Genomic DNA, 11959 nt, shown 5'->3' with positions numbered 1-11959 from the left:
TGGTCTTCGTCTTGCTCCTCTGCTCGTGTTTACGGGTTTGACCGGGGATCAGGTCCCCGAGCCTCGCTCATCCTGCCATTGGTCGAACAGTGCGCGCAGTGTCGTTTCCGCGCGTTCTTCGAGCCATTGGCCGAATTCCGGGTTGTCCTTGCGGGTGATCTTGATGGCCACCGTCTTGCTGTCCACCGAAAGCGTTCCGACAGGGTTGCCGCCAGTGTCCCTGACGACCGTATTCCGACTGCTCGCGTCTGGCCTGGTTGCGGTGCGCATCCGGCTTGTACAGGCGGCGTAGACAGCTTGAAACTTCTCGGCGCTCGGGATGTCCTCAGTGAGAGCGGCGAGCGTGCTTCTGGCGATGTCCACCACTGGCAGCTTCGGCGAGAGTGCCGCCAGGTCGCCCCATTGCCGGCGACCGATACCATGGGCCGGACCGATCAGACGGACGAGATCGTCCGGCAACTGCTCGATCACCACGCGATGGTTGGAGACCCCTTGCCGGGTCAGGCCCAAGGCGTCCTGAATCACACCAGGTTTGTAGCCAGCCTCCTGCATCTCTTTGATAAACAACGATTTTTCTATAAATGATGGGTCGAGACGCAGATTGTTTTCCTGGCCTTGCGCGATCAGAGAGGCGTCGTCGCTCAGTGTTCGCACAATTGCCTTGACCGGCCCGCCGATCTTTCGGATGGCTGCAAGCCTGCGTCGACCATAGACGATGCGATAGCGATCCGGCTGGTCCGAGGGGCGGACCATGATCGGCACTTGCTGACCATGCTTCCGAATGCTTTCGGCGAGATCGTCTATGCTGGCATCTTCAAGCGTCAGGCGGTCCCGCAGGCCGTCCATGTCGATCCGCTCAGGGTCGATATCGCGGATCGAATTGGCGGTGATTTCCCGCAGGGAGTCGCGCAACCCACCCACAGAACCGGGCAATTTCGCGGGCTTGGCCGGGGCAGGGGAGGGGGCCTCGGCGGCTGATTCCTCTTTCGGGGGCTGGTTGAAGATCTTGCGTGCCATCAGCGCCGCCCCCACGCCAGCTGGATCGTCTGTTCGAGTTCATCGGCCACGCTGTTTACGCTGGTCAAAGCCCGGTCGATCGTCTTGCGGATGAGCTGGCTCGGGTCGACCTCGTAAATTGTCTGCTGTGTCATGCCGGCGTCGGAAATGGCGGTCGACTTCAGCATCGGCTCCGTCATGACCTGGCCTGCGAGGATAGACCGCAGGTACCCGGCCATCTGCGTTTGCGGCCCGTCCGAGGGCTCGTACCGGGTGATCAGGAACTTGACGAAGTCCCAGGTAACCCGCCGCCCGATGGCGTCTTCGACCGCCTTGACGGTCTCGGACGCCAACTTGAGAAACTGGCTCATCGACGCGATGTCGAGCATGCCGGGCACCACGGTCACCAGAAGGCCGGTCGAGGCGGCCAAGGCTGTCAGTGTGAGGAAGCCCAGCTGTGGGGGACAGTCGATCAGCACGATGTCGTAGTCGGCCTCGACCTCCTCCAGCGCCAGAGCGAGCCGTTCCGCGAAAACCGGCTGAACCCGGCGGGCCAGCGCGTTTGCCGTCTCGGTCTCATACTCCGACAGCATCAGGCCGGCGGGGACCATGTCGAGCTTGTGGAAATAGGTTTTCTGGATCACGTGCGACAGGGGGACCTGGTCTTCGTAGCGCAGGGCGTCATAGATGGTGCCGCCTTCGGCGAATTCGAGCTCCGGCCGGAACCCGAAAAACGTCGTCAGACTGGCCTGCGGGTCCAGATCAAGCACAAGTACACGGTAGCCCCGCAGGGCATAGCGATGTGCGAGATGGATGGTCGCGGTCGTCTTTGAACTGCCGCCCTTGAAATTCACCACCGATATGACCTGAAGCCGGTCTCCTTCCCGGCGTCCGGGTCGGTACGCGTCGGCGTTCTTCCCGGTCCGGGCCAGGATGGTGCGCAACGCGTCTACGTCTTCGGCGGTGTAGAACCTGTGGCCGCGTCCATCGGTGTGGACCTCGGGAAAGCTGCCATCCTTGTGACGATTGCGCAGGTTAGACGTGCTGACGCGCAGCACCTCGGCCACTTCCGTAGAGCTGAAGCGGCGCAGCGATTTGCGCACCTCCGGCTCGAACGCAACCTTCATCTGTCGGTCGAGCGACTCCGCAAGACTGTCGGCGAATGCGCCGATGTCTGACGAGCCTATCCCTTGCGGATGGCCCATGTTTCTATCATCCATTGTCTGCCGCCTCTCATGGCCTTTGCCAAGGCTCTTTATCATTCTGACGGTCGAAGCCACGTCTGACGCGTTTTGCCGTCAGAATGGGAATGCCACGAACATGCGAGTCCGGCAAGAAGAATCTAGATTTGGTGGAAAAGTTATCCACAGCACTAGACGCACAGGCTATGGGCTCTGGTTGTTAATCTGTTGAATACTCAAGACAAAATTTGCCGAGGGCCGGACGTTTCCCGCTCTGGATAAAAACCTGCGCTTGGGACAACAATACAGGAAGGACTCCGGTTTCCGGAAGCAAAACTGACGGTTGAAACGGTGATTCCGCGTGGTGTCCTTGCATGTAAATCGGACTTGCCAGAGGGGAGCAACTGGCGACAGAAACTGGCGGTTTGCTCGGTCCATGGCAGTGACAGGGGTTTACCCGGCTGTGGGTTCCAACGGCGGCTAAAGCTTCCCATATGAAAACTCTTGGGTAATGCGCAAAAGTTCTCTATTTTGCGCATATGAAAAAGCAACCCTCCCGTTTTCCGGACGATTCTGAACGGCTCCGAAAAGCCGTGGAGGCGGGGGAAAGCGCCCCTCCAGACGCGCCGTGGTTCGAGCTGGAGCCCTCGGATGATGATCCGGACCTTTGGTTGCAAGGGCCACGGGCGGATCCGGACGAACGGGCCGTTGTTGCCGAGTGGGCCGAGGCGGAAGCATCTCGTGCAGCGCAGCTCGCGCGGGTGGCCGGCCGACTGGGAGCGCTCGACGATCGGCTGTTGCGTGGTCCGGTTGGGTGGCGGCACAGGCTGGCGTTGATCGAGGCGGCAGACCTCAGTTGGTTTTCGGGCGAACGCGTGAGTCCGGACCGCCTCGCGCTCTGGACCTCCATGCGTCTGTCCGGAGTCCAGGAGGATGTTGACGCGTTGGCGAGCACGCATTGGGCGGTGCGGCGGCTGAAGGGCGGACCAGGCCCCTTGAGTGATCTCGCGGCGTTCCTGGACCGCCGTGACCCTGAGCGCCTGGACAAGGACGCCGAGCGGTTCGAGGATCGCGCGGATGCCTGGCTTGGCGTGATGAAGGCGGCGTCGTCCCTTCACCCGATCACCCGGGCTTGCATGGGGTTTCATCTCTGGAGCCTCGCGGGACTCAGCCAGAATGGTCCCGGCATCGAGGCCGCCGTCACTGTTGCGAGAGTTGCGGCAGAGCCGGGACGCGGTGCGGTCTTTGCGCCAGTGGCGATGGGTGGGGCAGCGGGCCTGCGGGCTGCTGGCTTGCCCTCCGTGCGACTTGCCCGGTGGCTGGATGGCATGGAAAACGCCATCATGACGGCGATGCGCCATCTGGACGATGTCGAGAAGTGGGCGGAGCGGGCGAGGGACCGCATGGCCTCGCTGTCGGGCCGGACCCCTGCGGCCTTGACGGCGGTTTTCAAGGATTGGCCGATCGTCTCGGCGCCCATGGCCGAAACCTTGACGGGAGCAAGCCGCGCGAGCGTGCAGCGCAACCTGAACTGGATGGCGGATCAGGGTCTGGTCCGGGAAGTCACCGGACAGGGGCGGTTCCGGCTCTGGCGGATCGCGACCCGGGTGGAGGCGTGAGCCGGAGAGGGCTCTTCCCCGGATGTGACTTGGGCAAAGAGCCGAACCCTTGCGGCAAGGGTCAGGATTTCACCGTTCCCCGCCAGACCATCCGGCTTGTCAGGACGACGCGCTGTTGCGGCGCGTCCGTTGCGGGGGCGGCGAGGCCCTGAACTGCCGCACGGGCGATTTTGCGCACCGGCTGCCGGAAGGTGGTCAGTGCGTAGGATTCCCATCCGGCCTGGTCGATGTCGTCGAACCCGATCACGGACAGATCCTGCGGCACGCGCAGCCGCAGTCGCCTCCGCGCCGCGTCCATGAAACCGCAGGCAATCAGGTCCGTGGTGCAGAACACCCCATCGGGGCGGTCGGTGCGGCTCAGCAGCCGGGTGCCGAGGTCGAGGCCGGTCTGATAGGCGGTAGCGCCGAGCGCCTCTTCCAAAATCGGCACACCGGCGTCCGCTGCGGCCTCGCGGAAGCCACGCGCGCGGTCATCGAGACTGGCGGTGCCGGCTTTGGAATTGGCAAGGGCAATGCGATGGCATCCGGCGGCGCGGAGTGCGGCGAAGGCCTGTCGCCCGGCGTCCGCATCGCCGACGCGGATCATCAGCGAACCGGGCCGTTCCTCGTCGCGGTTGATCAACACGAGTTTCATACCATTGCGCCGGCAGGTTTCGGCGAGTGAACTGTCCGGCATCCCCGACAGGACGATGGCCGCGTCGGTTCGATAGGCGATGGCCTGTCGCAACGCCTTGGCCACGCTGTCGTCGGATCGGTCGGTGTTGATCAGGATGCCGACCTTGCCATCCGCCTGCAGCTGTTCGGTGAGCGCCGCGAGCAGCGCGGAGCGATAGGGTGTGTTCACCTCGGCGGCAATCAGGGCCACGAGACCGGTGCTCGACGTGATGAGGCCGCGGGCAAGGTGGTTGACCTGGTAGCCCAGCTCCTCGGCGGCGGCCTCGATCCGGGCCCGCGTCTCCCGCGCGATGGAAGCGCCGGGCGTGAAGGCCCGCGACACGGCCGCGCGGGAAACGCCGGCGAGTTCCGCAACGTCGCGGGCGCTGACCTGTCGTTTGGCCATATGGTTTGCAATCCTGTGCAAGTCGTCAGTTCGCCAATCTAACAATACCTATGTGAAGATTTGTTGACAACTTGTGATTCGAAAGACACGCTGATGCACAGCTGTGCAAAACAGTGCCCCCGGGTCCACCGGGGGAGCCAGGGAGGATATGATGAAGACATTGAAATGCGCCCTTCTGGGCGGGGTTGTCCTGTTTCCCGTTGCGGCGATGGCCGGTGAACTGAACCTGATCTGTTCGGCGGACGTGGTGATCTGCGAGAAGCTGGTAAGCGAATTCGAGGCCAGCCACTCCGACATCGACGTCAACATGGTGCGCCTGTCGTCGGGCGAGGCTTATGCCAAGATCCGCGCCGAGGCACGCAATCCACAGACGGACTTGTGGTGGGGCGGCACTGGTGATCCGCATTTGCAGGCGGCCGCCGATGGGCTGACGGCGGAGTACAAGTCGGAGATGCTGGACAAACTCCAGCCCTGGGCGCAACAGCAGGCGGCCACGTCCAATTATCACACGGTCGGGGTCTATTCCGGCGCGCTCGGCTGGGGGTTCAACAAGGACATCTTCGAGAAGAAAGGTATTGCCGCACCGCAATGCTGGTCCGACCTGCTGAACCCGGCGCTGAAAGGCGAGATCCAGATCGCCGATCCGAATTCCTCCGGCACGGCCTACACCACGCTCGCGACATTGGTGCAGATCATGGGCGAGGACGAGGCTTTCGACTTCCTCAAGAAGATGCACGCCAACGTCTCGCAGTACACCAAGTCGGGCAGCGCCCCGGTCAAGGCGGCGGCGCGGGGCGAAACCGGCCTCGGCATCGTATTCCAGCATGACGCGGTGGCGCAGGCGGTCGAGGGCTTCCCGGTAGAGGTCGGCTCGCCCTGCGAGGGCACCGGATACGAGATCGGCTCCATGTCGATGGTCGAGGGCGCGCAGAACGAGGCGGAAGCCAAGGTCTTCTACGACTGGGTGCTCACCCCTGAGGTGCAGAACATGATGCCGTCCGCCGGATCATTCCAGATCCCGTCCAACGCTTCGGCCACGCCGCCGAAGGAGGCGCCGGACCTGTCGAAGATCAAGCTGATCGACTACGACTTTGCGGAGTATGGCAGCGCAGAGCGGCGCAAGGCGCTGTTAGCCCGCTGGGATGCCGAGATCGGCAGCCTGCCGCTTCAGTAAGGGAACCCCGGGTTGCGCGGCCAGGATCGCGCAACCCACGATTTTCCGGACTTTCCTATGAACACTGACAACCGCAGGCTCGACCTGGTCCTTGTGGGCAGCATGCTCGCGCTCTTGCTGCTGCCGTGGTACCGCGTACGGTCCGGTTTCTTTACCTTCGAGTGGGTGGCAGATGTCGTCGGCTCGGACAAACTCTGGCCGGGCCTGGTGCAGGCCCTCACCGGGCGCTGGCAGCTTTGGCCGCTCCTGCTCCTGCTCGCCTTCGCGGCTTACCTGCGGTTGGCGCGCCAGCCGGGAGAGCGGGGCAGGGCACTGGCGTTTGCAGGCATGGCGGGCCTTGGCTGGTTGCTTGTCGAAGGGTTGTCCATCGGCCTGCGCGGCTGGAACTGGGGCTTGCTTGAAACGCTCTTCGGTGACGTGGCCGGGCAGCAAGCATTCGGCGCGGGGGCCATCGCTCTCGGCATCGCCTTCGCGCTCATGGTTGCGTTCGGCGCTGCGGAACGCGGCGCGCTCAAAGGGGATGCCTTTGTCCTCGGGTCGATTACGCTGCTGGTTCTCCTGGTCGCGGTCTTCGTCTTCTACCCGCTGGTCTCCATGTTCACCGGCGCGTTCCAGGACTTCGACGGCTCCTTCACCTCGGAGGGGGTTCGAAACAATATCTTCGATCCGAAGATCTGGTCGCTCGCCTGCCTGACCGGTGGCAATTGCGGCGTGGCCTGGCGGACCTTCTTCCTGGCCATCTGCACCGCAACCGGCTCGACGCTGCTCGGCCTCGTCTTTGCCCTTGTGGCGACGCGCACCGGATTCCGCTTCAAGGGATCGCTGCGGCTGCTGACCGTCCTGCCGATCATCACGCCGCCCTTCGTGGTTGGGCTCGCGTTGACCATGTTGCTCGGGCGGCAAGGCACGCTGACCCAATGGATCGAGGCGGCAACCGGATACGAACTTGGCCGCTGGCTTTACGGCCTGACCGGCATCTGGATTGCGCAGATGCTGTCGTTTACCCCGATTTCCTTCCTCGTGCTGATCGGCGTGGTCGAAGGCATCTCGCCCTCCATGGAAGAGGCGAGCCAGACGCTGCGCTCGGACCGTTGGCGCACCTTCCGAAAGGTGTCCCTGCCGCTGATGGCGCCGGGGCTGGCGAATGCCTTCCTGATCGGCTTCATCGAGTCGATGGCGGATTTCGGCAACCCGCTGGTCCTTGGCGGGTCTGGCGGCGTCCTGTCGACGGAGATCTTCTTTGCCGTCGTGGGTGCGCAGAACGATCCGGCACGCGCCGCGGTCCTCGCCTCGGTCCTGCTGGTCTTCACCCTCTCCGCCTTCCTTGCACAACGGCTCTGGCTGTCGGGCCGCAACTTCGCGACGGTTACCGGCAAGGGTGACGGCGGCCGACATGCGCAACTGCCGCGCCGCGTGGCCTGGCCGGTCATCACGATTGCGGTGGTCTGGGCGCTCTTTACCGTCACGGTCTACGCGATGATCCTCTTTGGCGGTTTCGTGACGACATGGGGCCTCGATCACTCGCTCACCTTCGAGCATTACATCCGTGCGTTCGGTGTCACGCTGACGGACGGCTTTGCCTGGACCGGCGTCGCCTGGGACAGCTTCTGGACAACCATGGAGATCGCCCTCATTGCCGCGCCTCTGACCGCCGCCGTGGGCCTGCTGACCGCCTGGCTCATCGTGCGCCAGCGTTTCCCGGGGCGGTCGGTCTTCGAGTTCGCGCTGATGATGAGCTTCGCCATTCCCGGCACGGTCATCGGCATCAGCTACATCATGGCCTTCAACCTGCCGCCGCTGCAGATGACCGGCACGGCGGCAATCCTCATCGCCTGTTTCGTCTTCCGCAACATGCCCGTCGGCGTGCGCGGCGGCGTGGCGGCGATGGCGCAGCTCGACGGATCGCTCGACGAGGCCTCCCTGACCCTCGGCGCAGGCTCCGCGCGCACCATGCGCAAGGTGATCCTGCCGCTGATGCGCCCGGCGATCCTGGCCGCGCTGGTCTACAGCTTCGTGCGGGCGATCACCTCCATCAGCGCGGTGATCTTCCTGGTCAGTGCGAAATACAACATGGCAACGGCCTATATCGTCGGCCTTGTCGAGAATGGTGAATACGGCATCGCAATCGCCTATTCCTCCGTCCTGATCCTCGTGATGATCTCGGTCATCGGCGGGTTCCAGGTGCTGGTCGGGGAGAGGCGCATCGGGCGGGCCCGGGAGGTCAAGGCATGACACAGAGAGGCGCGGTGGAATTCCGTAACGTGGTCAAGACATTCGGACAGTTCACGGCAATCCCGGACCTGTCGCTGAGCATCGCGCCGGGGGAACTGGTCACGTTGCTCGGCCCGTCGGGCTGCGGCAAGACGACGACGCTGCGGATGCTGGCAGGGCTGGAGAGTCCGACAAAAGGCAGCATCCTCATCGGCGGTCAGGACGTCACGCGTCTGCCTGCGGACCGGCGCGACGTGTCGATGGTGTTCCAGAGCTACGCATTGTTCCCGCATATGAGCGTGGCGCAGAACGTCGCCTATGGTCTCGAAGCCGGCAGCATGAAGGCCGCGGAAGCGCGGGAGAGGGCAGGGGAGGCCTTGGCGCTGGTCGGGCTCGACGGTCTCGGTGTGCGGCTGCCGGCGGAATTGTCCGGCGGGCAGCAGCAGCGGGTTGCGGTGGCGCGGGCGCTGGTGCTGGAGCCGCAGGTGTTGCTGCTGGACGAGCCGCTCTCCAACCTCGACGCCCGTCTTCGCCGCCGGGTGCGCACGGAAATCCGCGAGTTGCAGCAACGGCTCGGCTTCACGGCGGTCTATGTCACCCACGACCAGGAGGAGGCGCTTGCGGTCTCCGACCGGATCGTGGTGATGAAGGGCGGCGTGGTGGCTCAGGTCGGCACACCCCGCGAGCTCTACGAGGCCCCGGCCTCGGAGTTCATCGCGGATTTCATCGGCGAGGCGAATGTGATCGAGGGCCGGATCCTCTCGGTGTCCGGCGACACGGCACAGGTGGATGTCGGCGGCGTCGTGCTGTCGCTCCCGGCGCGGGGCCTGCGGGAAGGTCCGGCGCGCCTGTCCATGCGGGCCAATGCGGCCAGGGTTCGCACCGATGGCGCCGGGGTGCGCGGCACGGTTGCGTCCTCGGCCTACCTTGGCGACCACGTGGAATATGAAATCGACGGGGCGCTCGGGCGGATCTTTGTTGTCGATGACGAAAGCGACCGGCCGTTGTCCGTGGGTACGGCCGTGGTGCTCGACCTGCGCCCGCGCGGGCTGGCGCTCATCCCGGGAGAGGCATGATGGATTTGACCGAACGGCTGGCAGTGGCCGAGCAGGTGGCGCGGGACGCCGGGGCGATGGCTCTGGACTACTTCACCCGGCGTGACGCCTTGGCGATCGAGACGAAGCGGCACGTGACGGACCTTGTCTCGGAAGCCGACCGCAACGTCGAGACGTTGATCCGCGATGCCCTGGCCCGCGCCTTCCCCCAAGACGCGCAACTGGGCGAGGAGCATGGCTTGTCGCAGGGAACCTCCGGGTTCACCTGGGTGATCGACCCGATCGACGGCACCGCGCCCTATCTCAACGGCCTGCCGGGGTGGTGCGTCTCCATCGGCGGTCACGATGCGGACGGTCCGGCACTCGGCGTGATCGTGGCGCCGGTGCTCGGCGAGACCTTCGTTGCGGCGCGGGGGCAGGGGGCCTTCCTCAACGGTGCGCCGATGCGGGTCATGCCGGGCGACCTGCGCTCCGGCCTGCTCGGCATCGGAGCGAACGACCGGGTGGCCTCTGACCGGGTTGGCCAGATGCTGGCGGACCTGATGGAGGCGGGATCGAGCTGGACGCGCTACGGGTCCGGCGCGCTGATGCTGGCCTGGGTCGCGGCAGGACGGCTCGTCGGCTATGCCGAACCCCGGATGAGTGCTTGGGACTGCATGGCGGCCTATGCGTTGATCCTGGAAGCGGGCGGGCGCGTGCGCCCGTTCCCGACCGGCGAAGCCTTCGCCAAACCCGCACCGGTGCTCGGTGCCGGTCCCGGGACGTTCGAGGAACTGACGGCGATCTGCGCCTTCGGCACCTCGGAGGCCTGGTAGTCAAACCCGCTTGCCGGAGAGGTCGAAGCGCATCTCCCGGCTTGCGTCCCAATCCAGCGTCACGCTTGCGCCCTCCTGCGGGATGGGGGCATGTGCGTCCTGCCGAACGGTCAGCAAGTCACCGTTCCGCCCGCGCAGGTGTACCAGCGTCTCCGCCCCCAAAGGCTCGGCATAGGCGACATGCGCCGTCAGGCGACCCTGCGGCGTGATCCGCATGTGCTCGGGGCGGATGCCAATCTGTCCTTCGCTGCTTTGGCCGATCATGGACGGTGCAAGGAAATTCGTCGGCGGCGAGCCGATGAACCCCGCGACGAAGGCGGTCGCCGGGCTCGCGTAGACGTCCAGCGGCGCGCCGATCTGGTCGGCGACACCGCCATTCATCACGATCATCCGGTCGGCGAGGGTCATCGCCTCGACCTGATCGTGGGTGACATAGAGCGAAGTCACGCCAAGGTCGCGCTGCAGGGCCTTGATCTCCAGCCGCATCTGGACGCGCAACTTGGCGTCGAGGTTCGACAGCGGCTCGTCAAAGAGGAACACGGCGGGCTTGCGCACGATGGCGCGGCCCATGGCGACACGCTGGCGCTGGCCGCCGGACAGCTCGCGCGGCTTGCGCTTGAGATAGGGCTCCAGCTGCAGCATCGTCGCGGCCTGCCCGACCCGCTCCTCGATCTCCGCCTTCGGGGTTCCAGCGATCTTCAGCCCGTAGGCCATGTTTTGCTCGACCGACATGTGCGGATAAAGCGCGTAGTTCTGGAACACCATGGCGATGTCCCGGTCCATCGGCTCGACGTCGTTCACCACGCGCCCGTCGATCTTCACCGCGCCGGATGTCACCGTCTCAAGCCCTGCCACCATGCGCAACAGGGTCGATTTCCCGCATCCGGACGGGCCGACGATCACGATGAACTCGCCATCGCGCACGTCGATGTCGACGCCATGGATCACCTCGGTCTTGCCGAAGGATTTGCGGACGTTTTCAAGGGTCAGGGTCGCCATTACTTCTCGCTCTCCACAAGGCCGCGGATGAATAGTCTTTGCATCCCGATCACGACGATCACCGGCGGGATCATCGCGAGGATCGACGTTGCCATGATCACCGGCCAATCGGCGATGTCGTCTCCGGACGGGAACATCTGCTTGATGCCCATGACGATGGTGTTCATCGACGGATCGGTGGTGATGAGCAGCGGCCAGAGGTATTGGTTCCAGCCATAGATGAACAGGATCACGAACAGCGCGGCGATGTTCGTGCGGCTCATCGGCAGCAGGATGTCCCAGAAGAACCGCATGGGCCGCGCCCCGTCGACCCGCGCCGCCTCGGCGAGTTCATCCGGGACAGTCATGAAGAATTGCCGGAACAGGAAGGTTGCCGTGGCGGAGGCAACAAGCGGCAGGATCAGCCCGCCATAGCTGTTGAGCATCCCGAAGTTGGCCGCGACTTCGTAGGTCGGCACGATGCGGACCTCCACCGGCAGCATCAGCGTCAGGAAGATCAACCAGAAGAACAGGTGTCGTCCGGGGAAGCGGAAGTAGACGATGGCAAAGGCCGACAGCAGCGAGATGGCGATCTTGCCCACGGCAATGCCGATGGCCATGATTCCCGAATTCAACAGCATCAGCGCGACCGGCGCATTCACCCCCGACGTCAGCGCCTTGGAATAATTCTCCCAGAACTGGTCGCCCGGCAGCAGTGGCATCGGCGGGCGGGCAATCTCCGGCTGGGTCACGGTTGACGCGACGAAGGCCAGCCAGATCGGGAAGAAGATGAAAAGTACGCCGAGGATAAGGCCCAGATGGGTCAGCCAGAGCCCCGCTCCGCGTTTCTCAACCATGCCGTTGCGATCA

10 protein-coding genes are annotated in these 11959 nt (G+C 64.5%); 5 read left to right on the top strand and 5 right to left on the bottom strand.

Going from position 1 to position 11959, the window contains the following annotated elements; all coding sequences use genetic code 11:
- Nucleotides 1-48: 48 nt before the first annotated feature.
- Both repB and repA read right to left on the bottom strand, forming a co-directional pair.
- Nucleotides 49-1017, bottom strand: a complete 969-nt coding sequence (gene repB, locus ACP159_RS18200) for a plasmid partitioning protein RepB (RefSeq protein WP_425101131.1) — start codon at nt 1015-1017, stop codon at nt 49-51.
- Nucleotides 1017-2216: a plasmid partitioning protein RepA gene (gene repA, locus ACP159_RS18195; protein ID WP_425101130.1), complete on the bottom strand. Its 1200-nt coding sequence runs from the start codon at nt 2214-2216 to the stop codon at nt 1017-1019. Before repA ends, repB begins: the two co-directional genes overlap by 1 nt.
- Nucleotides 2217-2716: 500 nt before the next feature.
- Here repA and ACP159_RS18190 point away from each other — a divergent pair, with 500 nt between their 5' ends.
- A complete protein-coding gene (locus ACP159_RS18190) occupies nt 2717-3796 on the top strand; it encodes a hypothetical protein (RefSeq protein ID WP_425101129.1) in 1080 nt (359 codons plus the stop codon).
- Nucleotides 3797-3857: 61 nt separating this feature from the next.
- Here ACP159_RS18190 and ACP159_RS18185 read toward each other — a convergent pair whose 3' ends face one another.
- Entirely contained in the window at nt 3858-4856 is a 999-nt protein-coding gene (locus tag ACP159_RS18185) for a substrate-binding domain-containing protein (RefSeq protein ID WP_425101128.1), read from the bottom strand.
- A 151-nt stretch (nt 4857-5007) separates the two neighbouring features.
- On the opposite strand from ACP159_RS18185, the gene ACP159_RS18180 reads away from it, so the two are divergent.
- The 4 genes from ACP159_RS18180 to ACP159_RS18165 are packed head-to-tail and all read left to right on the top strand — an operon-like array spanning nt 5008 to nt 10111.
- Complete coding sequence (locus ACP159_RS18180; RefSeq protein WP_425101127.1) at nt 5008-6030, top strand: ABC transporter substrate-binding protein; 1023 nt, start codon at nt 5008-5010, stop codon at nt 6028-6030.
- A 57-nt stretch (nt 6031-6087) separates the two neighbouring features.
- A complete protein-coding gene (locus tag ACP159_RS18175) occupies nt 6088-8262 on the top strand; it encodes an ABC transporter permease (protein ID WP_425101126.1) in 2175 nt (724 codons plus the stop codon).
- A complete protein-coding gene (locus ACP159_RS18170) occupies nt 8259-9317 on the top strand; it encodes an ABC transporter ATP-binding protein (protein WP_425101125.1) in 1059 nt (352 codons plus the stop codon). The genes ACP159_RS18175 and ACP159_RS18170 overlap by 4 nt, the downstream gene beginning before the upstream one ends.
- Nucleotides 9317-10111: an inositol monophosphatase family protein gene (locus ACP159_RS18165; RefSeq protein WP_425101124.1), complete on the top strand. Its 795-nt coding sequence runs from the start codon at nt 9317-9319 to the stop codon at nt 10109-10111. The genes ACP159_RS18170 and ACP159_RS18165 overlap by 1 nt, the downstream gene beginning before the upstream one ends.
- On the opposite strand, the gene ugpC is transcribed toward ACP159_RS18165, so the two are convergent.
- Together ugpC and ugpE are read right to left on the bottom strand one after the other, a co-directional pair.
- On the bottom strand, nt 10112-11110 hold the full coding sequence (gene ugpC, locus ACP159_RS18160; protein WP_425101123.1) for a sn-glycerol-3-phosphate ABC transporter ATP-binding protein UgpC: 999 nt from the start codon (nt 11108-11110) through the stop codon (nt 10112-10114). It lies immediately after the preceding gene.
- Nucleotides 11110-11946 (bottom strand): sn-glycerol-3-phosphate ABC transporter permease UgpE, encoded by an 837-nt coding sequence (gene ugpE / locus ACP159_RS18155; protein WP_425101164.1) that lies wholly within the window; start codon nt 11944-11946, stop codon nt 11110-11112. Before ugpE ends, ugpC begins: the two co-directional genes overlap by 1 nt.
- Nucleotides 11947-11959 lie beyond the last annotated feature (13 nt).

Origin of the sequence: Tropicibacter sp. S64, assembly GCF_049803835.1 — a bacterium.
GTDB lineage: Bacteria > Pseudomonadota > Alphaproteobacteria > Rhodobacterales > Rhodobacteraceae > Pacificoceanicola.
The sequence above is the reverse complement of the archived record's forward strand: the minus strand, read 5'-3'. Positions and strand labels throughout refer to the sequence as shown.